Origin of the sequence: Shewanella atlantica (assembly GCF_003966265.1) — a bacterium.
In the GTDB taxonomy this organism is placed as follows: Bacteria; Pseudomonadota; Gammaproteobacteria; order Enterobacterales; family Shewanellaceae; genus Shewanella; species Shewanella atlantica.
In genome coordinates, this window is record NZ_RXNV01000001.1 from 1137363 (window position 1) to 1154682 (window position 17320).

At 44.1% G+C, this 17320-nt stretch carries 14 protein-coding genes and 1 riboswitch; of the genes, 8 read left to right on the top strand and 6 right to left on the bottom strand.

Annotated elements, in window-relative coordinates; all coding sequences use genetic code 11:
• Positions 1-55: 55 nt before the first annotated feature.
• From EKG39_RS04920 to EKG39_RS04945, 6 genes are all read left to right on the top strand, one after another.
• Entirely contained in the window at positions 56-466 is a 411-nt protein-coding gene (locus EKG39_RS04920; RefSeq protein ID WP_012141171.1) for a membrane protein, read from the top strand.
• Positions 441-983 (top strand): class I SAM-dependent methyltransferase, encoded by a 543-nt coding sequence (locus EKG39_RS04925; RefSeq protein ID WP_126504606.1) that lies wholly within the window; start codon positions 441-443, stop codon positions 981-983. The genes EKG39_RS04920 and EKG39_RS04925 overlap by 26 nt, the downstream gene beginning before the upstream one ends.
• Positions 984-1064: 81 nt before the next feature.
• Entirely contained in the window at positions 1065-1355 is a 291-nt protein-coding gene (locus EKG39_RS04930) for a hypothetical protein (RefSeq protein WP_126504607.1), read from the top strand.
• A 137-nt stretch (positions 1356-1492) separates the two neighbouring features.
• Entirely contained in the window at positions 1493-2170 is a 678-nt protein-coding gene (rluA, locus tag EKG39_RS04935) for a bifunctional tRNA pseudouridine(32) synthase/23S rRNA pseudouridine(746) synthase RluA (RefSeq protein ID WP_126504608.1), read from the top strand.
• Positions 2171-2349: 179 nt separating this feature from the next.
• Entirely contained in the window at positions 2350-2811 is a 462-nt protein-coding gene (asnC, locus tag EKG39_RS04940; RefSeq protein ID WP_126504609.1) for a transcriptional regulator AsnC, read from the top strand.
• Positions 2812-3027: 216 nt separating this feature from the next.
• On the top strand, positions 3028-6927 hold the full coding sequence (locus tag EKG39_RS04945) for a rhombosortase-dependent M36 family metallopeptidase (protein WP_126504610.1): 3900 nt from the start codon (positions 3028-3030) through the stop codon (positions 6925-6927).
• 90 nt (positions 6928-7017) lie between these two features.
• Here EKG39_RS04945 and EKG39_RS04950 read toward each other — a convergent pair whose 3' ends face one another.
• The 4 genes from EKG39_RS04950 to EKG39_RS04965 all read right to left on the bottom strand — a co-directional run bounded on the left by EKG39_RS04950 (position 7018) and on the right by EKG39_RS04965 (position 11085).
• Complete coding sequence (locus EKG39_RS04950; RefSeq protein WP_126504611.1) at positions 7018-7530, bottom strand: hypothetical protein; 513 nt, start codon at positions 7528-7530, stop codon at positions 7018-7020.
• An 88-nt stretch (positions 7531-7618) separates the two neighbouring features.
• Complete coding sequence (locus tag EKG39_RS04955) at positions 7619-8725, bottom strand: succinylglutamate desuccinylase/aspartoacylase family protein (RefSeq protein ID WP_126504612.1); 1107 nt, start codon at positions 8723-8725, stop codon at positions 7619-7621.
• 104 nt (positions 8726-8829) lie between these two features.
• Positions 8830-10182 (bottom strand): lysine-sensitive aspartokinase 3, encoded by a 1353-nt coding sequence (gene lysC, locus EKG39_RS04960; RefSeq protein WP_126504613.1) that lies wholly within the window; start codon positions 10180-10182, stop codon positions 8830-8832.
• A 135-nt stretch (positions 10183-10317) separates the two neighbouring features.
• A riboswitch (Lysine riboswitch) is annotated at positions 10318-10493 on the bottom strand.
• 157 nt (positions 10494-10650) lie between these two features.
• On the bottom strand, positions 10651-11085 hold the full coding sequence (locus EKG39_RS04965) for a DUF3293 domain-containing protein (protein ID WP_126504614.1): 435 nt from the start codon (positions 11083-11085) through the stop codon (positions 10651-10653).
• A gap of 579 nt (positions 11086-11664) precedes the next feature.
• On the opposite strand from EKG39_RS04965, the gene arcA reads away from it, so the two are divergent.
• The gene (gene arcA, locus EKG39_RS04970) at positions 11665-12384 is read left to right on the top strand and encodes a two-component system response regulator ArcA (protein ID WP_126504615.1); all 720 of its coding nucleotides are present in this window, start codon (positions 11665-11667) and stop codon (positions 12382-12384) included.
• Positions 12385-12872: 488 nt separating this feature from the next.
• Here the strand turns inward: arcA and EKG39_RS04975 are convergent, their stop codons facing one another.
• Complete coding sequence (locus EKG39_RS04975; RefSeq protein WP_126504616.1) at positions 12873-15170, bottom strand: S9 family peptidase; 2298 nt, start codon at positions 15168-15170, stop codon at positions 12873-12875.
• A gap of 244 nt (positions 15171-15414) precedes the next feature.
• On the opposite strand from EKG39_RS04975, the gene EKG39_RS04980 reads away from it, so the two are divergent.
• A complete protein-coding gene (locus tag EKG39_RS04980; RefSeq protein WP_126504617.1) occupies positions 15415-16404 on the top strand; it encodes a class 1 fructose-bisphosphatase in 990 nt (329 codons plus the stop codon).
• Between the two features lie 118 nt (positions 16405-16522).
• Here the strand turns inward: EKG39_RS04980 and EKG39_RS04985 are convergent, their stop codons facing one another.
• Positions 16523-17320: a DUF1338 domain-containing protein gene (locus EKG39_RS04985; protein ID WP_126504618.1), complete on the bottom strand. Its 798-nt coding sequence runs from the start codon at positions 17318-17320 to the stop codon at positions 16523-16525.

A 17320-nucleotide genomic window follows, 5' to 3' on the forward strand; every position in this document is an offset into this window, starting at 1 on the left:
TCCTGATAAGCTTGCTCCACTTTCTTCTAAAACTTAGCATTATCTCTCCTCTATCATGAAAAAATCTAAGCTATCTGAAAAACAGTTTTGGTTTCAAAGAATTGGTAAAACCAGCCTTAGGGCATTTCATATTCTTGGGATCACAGGTGCCGGTGGTGGTATTCTTCTTGGTGTTGCTCAAACCGAGTGGATCTTTTACTGGTGTATGGCCATGACGACCGGTTCACTGCTTATGCTATGGGAGATTGTCAGAGATTGGCGCTGGCTGATACAGCTAAAAGGGGTGCTCACACTGGTAAAACTTGGGTTACTGGCTCTTTTTATTCCCTTTTCGCATCTTAAACCGGAACTGTTAATTACAGTCCTGCTCCTCTCCGTTGTGGTATCTCACGGCCCCGCTGGTTTACGCCACTTTTCAGTTATTCATGGACGAAGAATCGATGCAAGAAAAGAAGTTAAAGGTTGAGCCTGAAACGGCCGCCGAGTTAATCACCCACTTTGCACCTGTCGATCTTCCCTCCCTTTCAGGAGAGGTCTTAGACCTCGCATGTGGTAATGGGAGAAATGGCCTTTGGTTCGCTCAAAGAGAGCACAGGGTCACCTATATCGACAAGTCACTGGATGATCTTAGTTCCCGTTCATGTAAACATAGCTACCTGGAATGGGACTTAGAAGATGGCACCGCCCCCCATCTGCCCCAAGAGCAGTTTGATATCGTGCTTGTTTTTAATTATCTGCACAGACCACTATTCTCACAAATCAGAGAAGCGGTTAAGCCTGGAGGTTTAATTTTCTATGAGACATTTACCGAGAAGCAGGCGGAGATCGGCCGCCCCAGAAACCCTGACTTTCTCTTAAAACCTCTCGAACTAAGATCAAAGTTTGATAAATGGGACTGTCTGCATTACTTTGAAGGAGAAGTAAGTACCAATAACAAGCAGAGCTTTAAAGCGCAGTTAATTGCTCGCAAGCCAATAAGCTAAAAGCTATAACCCACTGAGAAGATATACAAAGTAAAGGGATTGCTTCTTAAGCTTATGGCTCACAACGTCACAAGGATGAATATGTTTCCATATCCAGAACAATATAGACAAGCAGCCCCTCCCTTAATCACCGGATTTATGGTTATCTGGGCGCTCTTGAGTCGTTTAATCTTCGGTGACAGTAGCAGTATCGCCTTCTACCCCCTGTTTATCCTCTTTCCTATTATTGCGCTGCTTCACGCCCAATTAATCTGGCAAGCGAAAGGGATGGAAAGACTCGATCAAGCCGTTTACGCCTTTATTCACCTCTCACTATCATTTGTTGTCTGGACCTTCTCATTGATGCACGTTAATGGCAGCGGTTTTTCTTAAATCATAGCTTTATAACCATTGAGCTCTAAAACTCCCAATCAGCAACTGAAATATTTTATTATAAAAGGCCGTTTTCACTTGCTTCCCCGTCCCCCTTGCAGGTATCTTTGCCTCGCATTCATACCTAGGTCCTTTTAATGTCTGACTTCGTATACTCACCACCCACTTCTCCCTGGCTAGAGGTGATCTATCAAGATAAAGATATCTTGGTTGTCAATAAACCCTCAGGCTTGTTATCCGTTCCCGGTCGTGATCCGGCTCATAGTGATAGCATCTTTACCCGGGTACTAGCCGAACACCCTAACGCACAGATAGTTCATCGATTAGATATGGCGACATCGGGTGTTATCGTTGTTGCTTTGAGAAAAAGTGCAGAGCGGGAGTTAAAACGGCAATTTCGAGATAGAGAAACGAAAAAGACTTACTATGCGCGTGTCGCCGGTCATGTGAAAGCGGATAATGGTAGCGTCGATCTCCCTCTCATCTGTGACTGGCCTAACCGCCCAAGACAAAAAGTAGATCATGAAGTAGGTAAAGCTTCACTGACACACTTTGAAGTAATAAGCAGAGCGAAACGATCGACATTAGTAAAGCTGACACCTATTACGGGTCGCTCACATCAACTACGTGTGCACATGATGGCAATAGGACATCCCATACTTGGCGATAATTTCTATGCAGATCCGTTAGCAAAACGATTAGCCACTCGACTGTTACTGCACGCCCAAGAGTTAACCATTAAACAGCCATATTCTGGTGAGGAGATGACATTTAACTGTGACACGCCTTTCGTTAAGGCAGAATCAGAACAGTAGTTTGTCTCATTCACGTGGCCAAATCATCTAAGATTTTGGCCCTCCTTCTCTTCTCCTTCTCCCTAACTAATCCCTTCCACCGAATCAAACATCTATCATCAGATATGAACATTTAATGGAAATTCAAAACCTAAAAGCGTAAATTAACTGACAATCATTGCAAAAATAAGCATTTCACCATGGAAACATCATTTCAAAGAGATAAGCTCGATAACCAGATCCTATCGGCGCTGATGCAAGAAGCCAGAACGCCATTCGCCGAGCTGGCAAAGCGATTTAATGTCAGTGCAGGTACGATCCATGTTCGTGTTGAAAAAATGAAACAGGCAGGGATCATTACCGGCGCGCAAATCACCGTTAACCCTAAAGCACTAGGCTATGATGTCTGCTGTTTTATCGGCATAAATTTAAAAAGCGCAGGCGATTACCCTGCCGCAATATCTAAACTCAATGCGCTGGAAGAGGTCGTTGAAGCTTATTACACAACCGGTAACTACAGTGTATTTGTTAAGGTTATGTGTCAATCCATCGATGGGTTACAGCATGTGTTAATCAACCGAATTCAGTCAATTGACGAAATTCAATCGACAGAAACCTTAATTAGCCTGCAAAACCCTATCATCAGGGCCGTAAAACCTTAACAAACTTGTCATTCGCCCCACTTTCCTCCCTCAGATAGTACGACCAAAAAAGTTACGTTCAATAACTTTTTTGGTTGCAAAAGTTAACATTTAGATACGTTTGTGTTACAAACACTTCCTACCTCTTGAAACAGAGAGGAAACAGATAATAAGTAAACCATTACAGTTGCCTCACGGATATGTACCTAAGGCAAATTATTGACAAGGAATGAAGTTGTGAAAACAAAAGTATCTATAGCAGTCACCGCCGCGCTAATTTCATCGGCTACATACTCTATTGCTGCATCAGCAAGCAATACAACCATCAGTCAGCTCCCTCATGCTGTGATGCAACAAACCAATCTAACAAGCCCTACAACTAGCGTTAGTGGCATGTATGACCAGTTCGATACAAAAACTGGTCAAGCTACTTTTCAGTGGGCAAAAAAAGGACAATTGGCTCCGGCTTTAGGTGCACTTGAGCAAAAATATAAAGTCGCCACCGCCGCTGATTATTACCTAAATAAAATTACCGGTATTTCCACTGCAAATAAAGGCTCATCTAAAGCAGTCCTTTCGAACATGCATGATAATGGTCGTGGAGCAACTGTCGCCAAATATAGCCAAGAAGTTAATGGTGTTGAAGTCTTTAATCATGAAGTAAATATCATGATGGACCGTGAGTTCAATTTAGTTGCTTCATCAGGAAAGTTCGCTAATGTTTCCAATCAAAACAGGAGCATTAGTGCAATCCAAGAAAATTTTGGTGATAGTGCCGTTGCGGTCAGTGCGGCATTTTCTGAGATGGGCGGAACTTCTGTAACGCTCACATCAAAAGAAACTAAATCAAACAAGTACCAATCATTCTTGAGCTCAAACGCTTCAGGTTCAAAGCAGATCGTAGGCGAGCCTCGAGCTAAGCAAGTTTATTTCGAAAAGAAAGGTAAGCTTGTTGCCGCACACTATGTCGAACTAGAAGTATCAAATGAAGAAAGTGTCGATTCTGAGTTTTATAGTTTCGTTATTGATGCCAACACAAGTGAAGTTCTCTTTAAACATAACCTAACCTCTGAAGACTCTGCATTTGACTATCGAGTTTATGCAGATGAAACAGGTGTGCCTTGGGATAGCCCTCATGGAAACGTAATTCCGGCAACAAGTGCCGATCAGGTTGACTCTACTGAATACCTTGAAGCACCAATGGTAACCATGACACATGGTCCAATTAGCACTAAAGACGCTTGGCTTGCTGAAGACGCAACCATCACTTCAGGTAATAACGTTAATGCTTATGTTGATGCAATAGCTCCTGACGGATTTACTAATGGCGACTTCACCGCAGAAGTCACTAGTGCCAATACGTTCGATTATAAGTACAGCACTTCTGAGCCTGAAAGCTCTGTCGGCAACCGCAAAGCGGCAATTGTTAACCTTTTCTATATCAATAACTACTTGCATGATACTTTCTACGACCATGGTTTCGACGAAGCCGCTGGTAACGCACAGGCATTAAACTACGATCGTGGTGGTGTTGAAGGCGATGCACTACGTGCAGAAGTTCAAGATAACTCAGGCTTTAACAATGCCAACATGAGCACGCCTGCTGATGGTTATTCACCACGTATGCAGATGTACCTATGGGACAGCAAAGACGCAATTGTTGGTGAGCATTTTGGTGTAACAGTTACATCAGACAATTCGGTAGGGCTACTTGAATCAACTCAACGTTCTAGCTTTGGCCAAGGCCAATTTGAGGTTTCAGGCTCAGTAGTTCGTATTGACGATGCAACAGATCCTGTTACAGATGGTTGTGAGGCGACATCAAATGCAGCTGCAATAGCAGGTAACATTGCAATAATAGATCGTGGTGCTTGTGCATTCACACAAAAAGTGAAACACGCTCAAGATGCTGGCGCTATTGCTGTACTGATTGCTAATAACTCCGGTACGACAGAGCCAGCCCCAATGGGAGGTAGTGACGATTCAGTTAAGATCCCAAGCATGGGTCTATCTCTAAATGATGGTGCTCAAATCTACGCTCTACTCGATGCTGGTGAAGATGTATCTGTATCGATGTTCAACCAGAAGCCGTATAAAGCCAGCTCTTGGGACAATGCTATCGTTGCTCATGAGTGGGGACATTATATCTCTAATCGCCTGGTCGGTAACTCTTCAGGTTTAATCAACCAACAGGGTCGCTCTATGGGTGAAGGTTGGGGTGACTTCCACGCATTACTATTAGTTTCTGAAGCTGATGATGCCAAGCTTGAAGGTAACGAACTGTTCCAGAAAGCCTATGCAGCAGTATCTTACGTTGGCTCTTTCTATACAGGTATTCGTAATTACCCCTACAGTACCGATATGACTGTCAACCCACTGACATTTGCAAACGTTGAACTAGGAAATGGTACAGGCGCTGACCGTTATGGTAATGCTGAAGTACATGATGCTGGTGAGCCATGGGCAGCAATGCTATGGGATAGCTACGCAGCATTGATTAACGATGAGCGTCATTCATTTGAAGAAGCCCGCAGCTTAATGATGGATTACCTTGTTGCTGGATATAAAATGACGCCTATAGCGCCAACTTATACAGAGGCTCGTGACGCAATTCTTGCTGCAGCTTACGCAAATGACATTAAAGATTACGATCTCATGCTGGCTGCTTTTGCTCGCCGAGGTATGGGACTTGGCGCTGTGTCTCCTGAGCGTTTCGATACCAAGCATGCTGGTGTTGTTGAGTCTTATGAAACCAAACTAGCGACATTCACTGTATCGGATCATTCTATTGATACTGATTACGAAGGGATGACGGTTGGTTATTGCTCGAAAGATGGCATCTTGGATAAAGGCGAAACAGGTACAGTATCTTTTACCGTAGCTAATAAAGGAAGCGAAGCCTTCGAAAGTATTGAGGCAGAGATAAAAGTCACGAGTGGCCACGATGTGACATTTGCTAACGAAGGTAAAATATCCTTCTCAGCTGTACCACTATTTGGCGAAGCAACAAGCTCTCCAATTGAGTTTACGCTTAACGAAGCAGGTATCGCTGATGAAGTCACTTTCGAGCTTTCATTTCCTGAGTTAGATGAAGAAGTGAAAGCAAGTGATTACACTCTTTCAACAGTTGTTAATATGGACTTCGCTAGCAAAGATATTGACGCGAACATGTCAACAAGTGATATGGAAGATTACTCTGGTTTAGTGGACTTCCAAGAAGTTGTTTTAAGTGGCGGTGAACTAGCTAATAACACGGCTTCACTAGATGGTCGTTATGCTGATTACTTCCCAGTGGATACTCAATATCTATATATTGCTAACAATGGCTTTGCATCAGATGTTGCATATGAAACCAAGCCTTTCACCGTTGGCTATGGTGGCGATTTCAGTGTTAGTTGGTTCCAGTACTATGAAATCGAAGAAGCCTATGATGGTGGTGTCGTTGAGATCCGCGTCAACGGTGGAGACTGGGTTGACGTCACAGAAATGGGTGGATACTTTAGTGGTGCAGGTTATGCTGGTGAACTCGCAAATCTCCTTCCTGGAAGAGAAGCATTTACCGGTGACATTGCGTGGCCAGGTGAAACTGAATCAGTTAACTTTGGCACTTCGTTAAATGGTAACCAAGTACAATTCCGCTTCCGTATCGTAACTGATACCAATACGAATTCGTTCGGTTGGATTGTTGATAATGTAACCTTCAGCAATATAACGTCAAATGTCTTCAATGAGCAAATTGCCGGCGATGTGAATGCTTGTGAAAACCGTCTTCCAACAGTCAAAGCTAAAGCAAGTGCAACACTTGTTAAAGAAGGAGATGTGGTTACATTATCAGCTACAGCGATTGATCCAAACGCGGATGATACTTTAACTTACTCATGGGTGCAGGACTCGGGTCCAGCCGTAACAATTACTGGGGCCAATACAAAAGAAGCCAACTTCGTTACTCCTAAGCTCGATCCTAAGCAGGCGATGAACTTTACCGTAACGGTAAATGATGGTACTTCTAATGTGACTAGCTCTGTTAAAGTAAGTTTTGCAGCAGTGCCTAAGGTCGAGACAAGTAGCAGTGGGGGTTCTTTAGGTTGGTTATCTCTATTACTTGTGCCATTTGCAGCTTTCCGTCGCCGTAAGTAGTATGAAGGTGTAATATAGACAGCAATTAAATCTACACCAAAAAAGCCATAACAACGTTATGGCTTTTTTAATTCTATTTGCCAACTACAACTAATATTTTTCAGTGTTATCTAAAGGGCTATAATCGATCTCGATTTCGACTCGTGAGAAATTATCATTATTGAGTAAATTTAAATACAGTGCATATAAGTTTGCTTGAGCTTTTAAAGGTGTTAATCGGTAGGTATTTTTAGCAATTTTATTGACTCGATAATCAGAAGATAACTGACCTGCTTCTTTCGTTGTTATAATAACAAAACTCCCTTTCAAGACTCCACCTTCAGACATAATAAGACTAGAAACAGGACTACCCTTTATTAAAACATCAGCATTAGAGGTAAATTTCATATCATTTAATCTATAGCTATATGTTTTAGAAAAAGTCAGACTATCTTTAACCGCTCCGGACTTCTTAGTTCTGCTAATAGCCTCTTGTTGCTCAGTATTAATCGTCGAAACACTCGTTCCCATAGGCGTGCTTTTTGCTGTATTTGCATAATTGATTTTATCACTCGAACACGAAGCTGTAAGTATTAGTAAGGTACTCAACATCGCTTTTTTCATAATATCACCTATGTTTTGTCAGTATAGTCAACGTAAACATAATCGTAACATTTGTAGAAGACTAGTGTCTTCTCGAGAAGATATTTAATCAAATCTCAAACACTTGCGTCATCACCTTATACAACTCAGTTCCCTGATAAACAGATGCTGAGGCAAAATGTAAAATCGGAACACAATCCAGGCTCAGACACAGTGGGGTCAACACCCGCTCACTGCCATAAAGATCCAGACGAAGAATATTTGCCAGCGGGCTTCCAGCCTCAAGGGGCTCACCCAACTTTGCCAGATACTCCACCATTCCTCCCATGGGGGCGTGGTATTTCTTATAATTTTTAAGATAACAGGCATAGCGTAGCATTTTTTGAGGCTCAACTTTTTGGGCGATAACACCTCGGGAACTCAGATAAGCTAAAATCCCTTTAGCATCGACAAGGGCATCCTCGAGATTAATGTACTCCTGAGGCCCCAACTCCAGAGTAAAAGCTGACACCGGTACCTTACATCCCCGACCAATCGAGTTCATATAGTCAGTTAACTGCCACCAAGGACAAAAAACAGATTCGTCCATGGCGCCACCAAACTCGTTGGGAATAAGTAAGGTATAGGGTATAGAGAAAAGTGACGCAGCCTTGGTATCATATTCAGGACAATAGAGGTGTTTGCACGACTTAGGCCCTGTGTGCAGATCTAACACTATATCAGCCTGATGTGCCATCAACTGCAGACTAACGGCCTGCCTATGCCCGGAAGTCACTCCCCACCCATCGGACAGGCGCTGATGACAACTCTCCACCAGCATCTGTCTGAAACGAACAAAGATCTCTTTGTCACTGAACTGACGGTGCGCTTCATACCAGGCGGCAATATCCAGCTTATGATCCAGATACTCCCTATTCCAATTCACACCTGTAATAGGATCGAAACGACCTAAGGTAAATTCGCCGCTCTTTTGATTGATACCCAGAGGGTTCGCCAAAGGGACAAGTGTAATATCTCCACATAAGGTATACCCTTTCAACAGCTGCATCAGCTGATAAATAACGGCATTCCCCTGCACCTCAGCGCCGTGAACATTCGCTTGAATATAAACGCTCGGTGCCGTTGCTATTTCAGCCTTTAAACTGAATATGGGAACCGTAAGATCTTGGCCTGTAGCTAATTCACCTATCTTAAGCGACGATTGGCTAACGCTCATTATTTATCCTTTAACAACTATATTCTCTATAACCAATGGCTCAAAACTTTAATTTTCGACGCAATTACTCTCGAAACACAGGTTCGAAACAAGTGCTCTGGAAACTATTGTTCGAATAGGTTCTTATGAAGCGCACTCACAACTTGAGCTGCTTCAGATTCTGACACTAGCACACAGAGGTTATGCGGGCTGGCCCCCTGACAGATCATGCGGACATTATGGGGCTCTAACACTTCAAACACCCGGCGACAAACACCTGGGGTAGAAGCAATCTTATTACCTACAATGGCCACTAATGCCAAATCATCTTCGACTCGAACGCGGCAATGTTGTGACAACTCTTGCAATAGAGCTTCACTCAACAGACCATTTCCAGCCGAATCTGAGCCCGTCTTATCTAACGTCAAGGAGACATTCACCTCAGAGGTCGTGATCAGATCGACACTGATCTTGTGTCTTGCCAGAGTGGCGAATGTTTCAGCCAAAAAACCCTGAGCATGAAGCATCTGCAGGCTGTGGAGGTTGAGTAATGTTTGATCACGACGAACCGCTACGGCCCTGTAAACCGGCTCGTCTTCAACTTGATGGCGGATCCAGGTGCCGCCTCTTTCAGGTTCACGGCTTGAACCGACGAACACCTGAATTTTCTGCCTTACGGCTGGTAAAATTGTCGCGGGGTGCAACACCTTTGCACCAAAGGTTGCCATTTCTGCGGCCTCATTAAAGCTGATTTCAGCAATGGGGCTGGCATTAGGTGCCAGTCGGGGGTCGGTCGTGTAGATCCCCGCCACATCGGTCCAAATTTCCACAGCTGTCGCTTTTAGAGCCTCTGCCAATAATGCCGCTGAATAATCACTGCCACCACGACCTAATGTTGTCGTACTGCCATTTTCATCAGCGCCTATAAAGCCTTGCGTCACGATACGCTGCGAGCTTAATAGTGGGGCTAAATGCTTACCGGCGAGGTCGGCAACTAGCTCAATTTGAGGTTCTGCCCGCCCGAAGTGACTATCTGTTCGCATCACCTGACGGACATCGAATGCGCTGGCCGCCTCTCCTTTCTCTCTGAGTACCGCAGCAAACAGAGCCGATGAACACTGCTCACCTTGAGCGAGTAACTCATCCATTGTCGCTTTGTTTCTGTTACGACTGAGTTCCTCACTGAGCGATGAGATACGGCTAAGTACAGTATCTAATCTTGCGGCAACATCTTGAGGACTGCCCAAAGCGTCGAGAATTTGATATTGAATATGAGCAATTTTCTTAATGAGCTGCATGCTACGCTCATCGGTAGTTTGCTCTTGGGTCAACTCAACAAGAAGGTTGGTAACGCCACTGGATGCGCTGACGACGACAACACGAGTATCAGGGTTTGCAAGAATAATATCGGCACAGCGACTCATCGCAGGATAATCTGCGACAGAGGTTCCACCAAACTTAGCAACAATAAGGGACATTACACGGCCTCCACAGAAAGTAGACTCAGGCCAGACAAGCAAGGATATAAAATTAACATGATTACGCTCCGAACATCATTCGTTCGAAGAGCCTGGTGCAAAGATTACGCACCCCAAAGAGGGGAAATGACGATCATCACCAGAAGCTCTCCACCAATAAACAGGTGACAATCGATGGGATTCAGCCCGAACGACCGATATTGTATTAATCCAAACATACCAATATCTCGGCGCTAATCTCCCTCATAAGTCGTCATCAGAGTTTGGCCTCTTCAAACTTACTACCTAGTTAACGCTCCTCTTCTGTACCTAATCCCGAGCACTTTATTGAGTGTCAGAAGAAGGAGGTTAAAAATTATCAAATTTTGACCAATTAAGTCAATCAATAAAGATGTCAAAGTAGTAAAGAAAGAAAGAACCGCCTTCTACTCAGGTATATTTGCCGATATCCGAAGCTCTCTTTAACCTTCAATCAAAGTCAGGTAACTCGTTAACCAAACGCACCCGGGAAGAGAATGGACCGATCTCCACCTCTTTCCGCTCACTCTCAGATAAAAGGCAGGGGATCAGTTGAAGATTATCGTGTTCAACGAAGTAGATCGCATTTTGATTGAATTGACAACCGAGTCGTATTGCAGATGCCTTATCTATCGAAACAGCCCAACTCTTCTCCATGTGACAACGATCGGCGGAGGCACCAATCATGGCACGATAGGGTCTATGCAATTGCTGAATTTCGAATTGAAGCTGTCTGTCGAGAAGACGGTTTTGACTGGCTGAGAGAAGCTGGCCTTTTGGGTTATGTGCGGTAATTATTGCAAATGTAAGTTCAGAGGATAATGCTTGTGTAAAAAGAAACTCGGCTTCTTGATAGCATTGCCACTGGCTGTTTGACTCACTCATCTGGATCATGTTCCCCAATTTGATTCAGAAGATTATAGCAAATCCAATATATCTTCCCAGTCGCGTGACGCAGATCACGCTCCATTATTTTTGCGTTACTAGTAAAATCAGCACCTTACAAACCCACATGTGACTTAGATCATATCCACAGGTAATTTTGTTAACATTTCATTTGTTAACAAATGCCTAAAACGAGTACAATAGTCTCTGTTGATTCGCTTACCATCGCTAAAAGGTAAGAAGCTTTTTGTTACAAATAGATCTGACAGTGAACAAAGAGTTAGCCAGATTTCTGTATAAAATGTGAACTGAATTGAGTTTCACATCTTAACTTCAAATAAATTTAATTCTAGGGGAACTAATTTCCGCTATTGTTAATCGAAGTGGATACAGCTCGCGTTACATTTATTGAGATACACATACTTTACTAATCATGGAAGCGTGTTGCTGTTTCAGGCCAGTTTTGAAAGCACCTATACCAGACAGTAAATAGTCAACATGACAAGTTCGAGCGTTATTATCGCCAAGATAGTCCGCGCTCATGGTTAGAACAGATTTGAACAAATTAGGTAAATTAATATGCAAAACCCGCACATTCTGATCGTTGAAGATGAAGCAGTTACCCGGAACACGCTAAGAAGTATTTTCGAGGCAGAAGGATATGTGGTAACTGAAGCCAATGATGGCGCAGAAATGCATAAAGCCATGCAGGAAAACAAAATCAATTTGGTTGTTATGGATATCAACCTTCCTGGTAAAAACGGTCTTTTGTTAGCACGTGAACTTCGTGAAATCAATAACATTGGTCTGATCTTCCTTACGGGTCGTGACAATGAAGTTGATAAAATTTTGGGTCTGGAGATTGGTGCTGATGATTACATCACTAAGCTATTCAACCCACGTGAGCTGACTATTCGTGCACGTAACCTGTTGACTCGCGTTAACAGTACTGGTGCCGAGTCTGAAGAGAAGAGTGCCGTTGAGTACTATCGCTTCAACGGTTGGAGCCTTGAGATTAACAGCCGCTCTTTAGTTAGCCCACAGGGTGAATCTTACAAGCTGCCACGTAGTGAATTCCGCGCTATGCTGCACTTCGTTGAGAACCCAGGTAAGATCCTAAGCCGTGCAGACCTTCTGATGAAGATGACTGGCCGCGAGCTTAAGCCACATGACCGTACTGTCGATGTTACTATTCGTCGTATCCGTAAGCACTTCGAAAGCTTACCTGATACGCCAGAAATCATCGCAACGATCCACGGTGAAGGTTATCGTTTCTGCGGTAACTTAGAAGAAGCATAAAAGGAAAAGCATAAAGCTAGCGCTTATCTTGCTATTCAATAAAAAAAGCCAGTCTTACGACTGGCTTTTTTGTGTCCGGAACACTTATGCCAATTTGCCAGGGATGGCAGTAAATTGGCTTTATGTCTGGAACATTTATGAAGATTTACCATGGACGGTATAAAATCTTCTTTGTGTCTGAAAAATTGATGAAAGTTCGAAAAGCAGAGACGACAGCCTTCGGCCTATCGCTTCGCGGACGGCTACGCTTTAATCGGAAAAGACAAAGCTACACAACCATTCGACACAATCCTTTCCTATAGCCAGCAACGCTGACACCGATTAACTCACGCAGTGAGTGTCATCTTAGATTCTACAGCCAGCAATGCTCGCATCAATTAACTCACTTAGTGAGTGTCATCTTTGGTTCTACAGCCAGCAACGCTGATGTCAATTAGCTCACGTAGTGAGCGTCCAGGGTTCTAGAGCCTAGAACCCATTGACTCCTTCTACTTCAACTCTCTTTCCAGAAAGTTTGCCAGTGAGCGATACAGGTGTGTTCTGACTTTTTCACCACGCATCGAGTGCTTCGAGCCCGGATAATCGATCATCTGAAACAACTTACCTTCATCCTGCAGCGCCTTATAAACCTTAGTACTGTTCTCGAAAAGCACGTTATCATCTGCCATACCGTGGTACATCAACAAACCCGATTGATAGTTCTTCACATAGGGAAGGACACTACTGGCTTCATAACCTTTAGCATTCTTTTCGGGATGTCCAAGGTAGCGCTCGGTATAATGGGTGTCATAAAGCGCCCAGTCAGTCACCGGCGCACCGGAGATGGCCGCCTTAAAATAATCCGGAGCCTTAAATAACCCCATCAGGGCCATGTAGCCACCGTAGCTATGTCCATAAAGCGCGATATTATCACCATCTACATATGGCAGTGTTCTTAAAAAGTCCACACCGGCTTTTTGGTCGTTAACTTCCGCCTCTCCCAGGTGTTTATAGATCACATGCTCAAATCGGGTGCCGCGATGTGCTGAACCACGATTATCGAGTTGAAATACCATAAAACCTTGTTGAAGCAAATACTGAGTAAAGTAATCATGTTCGCTCCAACTGTTCACAACCAGCTGAGCATGAGGACCGCCATAGACTCGCACGACCACAGGGTACTTGTTATCTTTGCTGAAGTTTATTGGTTTAAACAGGCGATACTGAAGTGATTGACCATCCTCGGCCTCAACCAGCCCGAACTCAGGTACTTGCCACAATCCCAGATACTCATTGAGTGGGTGAGTCGAATCCAACTTATTCTGTTCAACCCAGGCAAGATGCTGACCCTTATCGCCGTGTAAACTGACTTGGGGTGGCTGCACTAAAGAGCTGAAATAATCCAGATATACAGCCTCCTTCTCGGCAAAAACCGGTGAGTGCATACCCCGGCGTTGACTGACTCCTTCAATTTCACCGCCCGTTAGCGCTACACGATAAAGGTGTTGTTCAACGGCTGTATCTTTACGGCCGGTGAAATAGATCCAACCAGCTTTCTCGTCGATAAACTCAACCGTATCAACAACCCAGTCACCCGAAGTCAGCTGTTTCTTTACCTCGCCATCTAAACTGATGAGATAAAGATGGTTGAAACCATCACGTTCTGATGCCCAGATAAAGCTCTCCTGCAGCTTCAAGAAGTGAAGATCATTGTTGAGGTTTACCCAGGCATCACTTCGCTCTTCGACCAGGTTTTTAGACTTATCTGTTTGCTCGATATCTACGACTCGAAGATCCAGCACCTGCTGGTTACGGCTCTGCCATTGGTATGAGAGCCGCTTACTGTCGGGTAACCATTTCACCCTGGGCAGATATATATCTTGCTCTTTTCCAAGTTCTACCCAACTAACTTTTTTGTCAGCCAGTTTAATCACGGCCAATGAAATTTTGACGTTATTCTTGCCGGCATAGGGGTAGCGTTGCTCGGTGAGCTTGATGCCATCGGCATAGATTTCGTTACGCGTAACCAGCTCAACATCGGACTCGTCGATTCGGGTATAGGCAATTGCACTCTCATCCGGCGACCACCAATAGCCGGTCATTCTGTCCATCTCTTCCTGAGCAACGAACTCAGCCATGGCGTTCTTAATCGGGCCGCCGCCGTCTGTTGTCATAGCCGTCACAGTCATATCTTTCAAGGATAAAACATAGAGGTTTTGATCACGTACGAAGGAGACATACTTCCCTTTTGGAGATAGACGAGCGTCGGTAGCAAACCCCTCTCCAGTAGGCAGGAGTGTCACCTTGTTATCGCTCAGAGAGTAGTAATATAGGACCCCGGATGCTGGAATTAATATTGCCTGACTATCATCGGACCAAAAATATTCCATGATACCCTGGCCGTAAAGTCGTTGTCGCTCACGCCTTGCCTTCTCCTCATCGGAGAGCTCGCCTATAGTTAACTTATCGGCATCGAGCAAGATAGATTGCTTGCCGGACTCGACATTCATCTGCCATAAGTCATAAAAATGCTGATTATCCTTGCGCCCGGCTAAATAGGTCACTCTTTTGCCATCGGGAGATAATATTAACCCTCGGGGACTCGTCCCCGTTAAGGCTGGTGAGGCATACATACGCTCGATTGACAGTGTGTTCTTACCCGCTTTCGAGAGTGTTTCCAGCATATCACCGCTGACTATGCCTTGATTGACTTCAGCTTGAGATAGCTGATTCGGGCTTGCAATAACTTGGGGGGATAGAAGCATAGGCACCGCCATAAGAGCTGAGGTTATCCATGTTTTTGTCATTATTATTTCCTGGACTTAATACTGTTGAATCAATAAATTCACATGTTCGAATTTGTGATAAATGAACATAAATAGTGCCCGTCATTGTGCACTAAAGTCTGATAAAACAAAAACAGTCGTTATTTGCTGCACATTTGCCCCGTACCTACGCTGAAAAAAGGTTCGATCTCAGGTATGATCCGCACAAATAAAAGTTTACCGACCTCAACTCGAACCAAAACTCGAAATTGTCATAGGAAATAACATGCAGACCTTGGCCCAAAACCTGACGTCACAAGGGGTAAATGCCTCTCTGACTCAGCTTATTCATACCTTAGCTAACACCTCCAAAGAGATCAGTCATGCCGTACGCCACGGCGCGCTTGCCGGTGTACTCGGTGCGACTGAGCAAGAAAATGTTCAAGGTGAGACACAGAAAAAACTCGACGTTATCACCAACGATATGCTCAAAGATGCATTAAAGGGCGATAACACAGTTCGCGGTCTGGCATCGGAAGAGGAAGATTATATTGTCGAAGTCGGTGATAAGGGCGAATATCTGGTCTGTTTCGATCCGCTCGACGGATCATCGAACATAGATATTAACTCGTTAGTGGGAACGATTTTTTCAGTACTTCCAGCCCCAACTGGTGAGCTATCCGAATCCAGCTTCCTGCAAGCGGGCCGTCAGCAAGTCGCCGCGGGCTACGTGCTTTATGGTCCATCGACCATGTTGGCCTTAACCACAGGGAATGGTGTACAACTTTTCACCTTAAACCCTGAAACCAATGAGTACTTGCTAACCACTGAAGCGATGAGTATCAGTAAAGATACGGGTGAGTTTGCCATCAATATGTCTAACCAGCGTTTCTGGGAAGCACCGATGCAGACTTACATCAGCGATCTACTGCTTGGCACTATTGGTCCGAGAGAAAAAGCCTTCAACATGCGCTGGATAGCTGCCATGGTCGGCGATGTTCACCGCGTCCTTTCACGTGGCGGTATCTTCACCTACCCGACAGACAACAAAAATCCGCAGAAGCCATACAAACTAAGATTGATGTATGAAGCAAACCCTATGTCATTCCTGGTCGAACAAGCTGGCGGTAAGGCATCTACAGGCTATGAAACCATAATGGATATCCAACCAAGTGAGATCCACCAGCGTGTGGCCGTCATCTTAGGTTCGGCTAATGAAGTCGATGCCTGCCTGAACTATCATGGTTTAGATTACAGCGAAGAGCCTCAGCTATAAGCTATAAGCTATAAGCTATAAGCAAAGTAACAAAAAAGGAGCCCGTTGTGGCTCCTTTTTTATGGCTAATTTATGACAATGATTAGCTCGCGTTAGCTTGCACTCGCATTAACTTGCATTAACTTGCATTAGTACTCTCAAAGATCTTATCCGCTGAGGCCGCCACAAAGCCTGTGTAAAGCTCTCCATCGGACTTAGGATAGCGTAAGGCAAACTCATAGAAACAGCTTGGGATCTCTTTCTGAGTGTCTTTAAAGCTTACCTCTATCTTATCTGCCATAGTCGAAGACTGTTCAAGCAAAACTTCTGCTGAACCTTTAACCTCACCACCGGCAGAGTTAAGGACAAAATCTCCCTTCTTAAGTGTTTCATTAACATCTAAAATGCTGGTATATCCAGGTAGATGATTAATTGATACTGTAAAGTGATTGGCACGGTAGCCAAATGCGGCTACCCAAGCAGCGTATTCACTCTCTGCAAGCAAGGTTTCGTAGGTGGTGTAATCCAGCTCCCAATGACGACCTGAATAGAGGAAGTTATCGGCTCTTGTGGCTGAACTCTCGATTTGAGTGACTAACCCTTTGATGATTGTCTGCAACTCATCACTAAACTCTTCAACGAGAAGCTCAGAGATAAATACTTTTGGTTGAGTAGCATCCGGATGTTCAAAATGCTTGGCTTTAAGCTTCTTTGCTTCGAAATTGTAATCGCCACAATCTACATAACCTAAGGCTTCGAAATGAGCGGACAATACCGCCAAATTAACCTTTTCAATATTGAAAGTTCGTAGGGCAATATGGTCGTTAATAATGGTGTCACCCTTGGACAATAATTGATGAACCTTAGCCGCCGAAGGCGTCATTTCAACATAATCATTCCAAAGAGATTCAAAAAGCTTATTAATATCTGTGTGCAT

What these genes read in the sequence shown, in the direction of transcription:
- EKG39_RS04920 (WP_012141171.1), top strand. Translation starts at nt 56, where the DNA reads ATGAAAAAATCTAAGCTATCTGAAAAACAGTTTTGGTTTCAAAGAATT.
- EKG39_RS04925 (WP_126504606.1), top strand. Translation starts at nt 441, where the DNA reads ATGCAAGAAAAGAAGTTAAAGGTTGAGCCTGAAACGGCCGCCGAGTTA.
- EKG39_RS04930 (WP_126504607.1), top strand. Translation starts at nt 1,065, where the DNA reads ATGTTTCCATATCCAGAACAATATAGACAAGCAGCCCCTCCCTTAATC.
- rluA (WP_126504608.1), top strand. Translation starts at nt 1,493, where the DNA reads ATGTCTGACTTCGTATACTCACCACCCACTTCTCCCTGGCTAGAGGTG.
- asnC (WP_126504609.1), top strand. Translation starts at nt 2,350, where the DNA reads ATGGAAACATCATTTCAAAGAGATAAGCTCGATAACCAGATCCTATCG.
- EKG39_RS04950 (WP_126504611.1), bottom strand. Translation starts at nt 7,530, where the DNA reads ATGAAAAAAGCGATGTTGAGTACCTTACTAATACTTACAGCTTCGTGT.
- EKG39_RS04955 (WP_126504612.1), bottom strand. Translation starts at nt 8,725, where the DNA reads ATGAGCGTTAGCCAATCGTCGCTTAAGATAGGTGAATTAGCTACAGGC.
- lysC (WP_126504613.1), bottom strand. Translation starts at nt 10,182, where the DNA reads ATGTCCCTTATTGTTGCTAAGTTTGGTGGAACCTCTGTCGCAGATTAT.
- EKG39_RS04965 (WP_126504614.1), bottom strand. Translation starts at nt 11,085, where the DNA reads ATGAGTGAGTCAAACAGCCAGTGGCAATGCTATCAAGAAGCCGAGTTT.
- arcA (WP_126504615.1), top strand. Translation starts at nt 11,665, where the DNA reads ATGCAAAACCCGCACATTCTGATCGTTGAAGATGAAGCAGTTACCCGG.
- EKG39_RS04975 (WP_126504616.1), bottom strand. Translation starts at nt 15,170, where the DNA reads ATGACAAAAACATGGATAACCTCAGCTCTTATGGCGGTGCCTATGCTT.
- EKG39_RS04980 (WP_126504617.1), top strand. Translation starts at nt 15,415, where the DNA reads ATGCAGACCTTGGCCCAAAACCTGACGTCACAAGGGGTAAATGCCTCT.
- EKG39_RS04985 (WP_126504618.1), bottom strand. Translation starts at nt 17,320, where the DNA reads ATGCACACAGATATTAATAAGCTTTTTGAATCTCTTTGGAATGATTAT.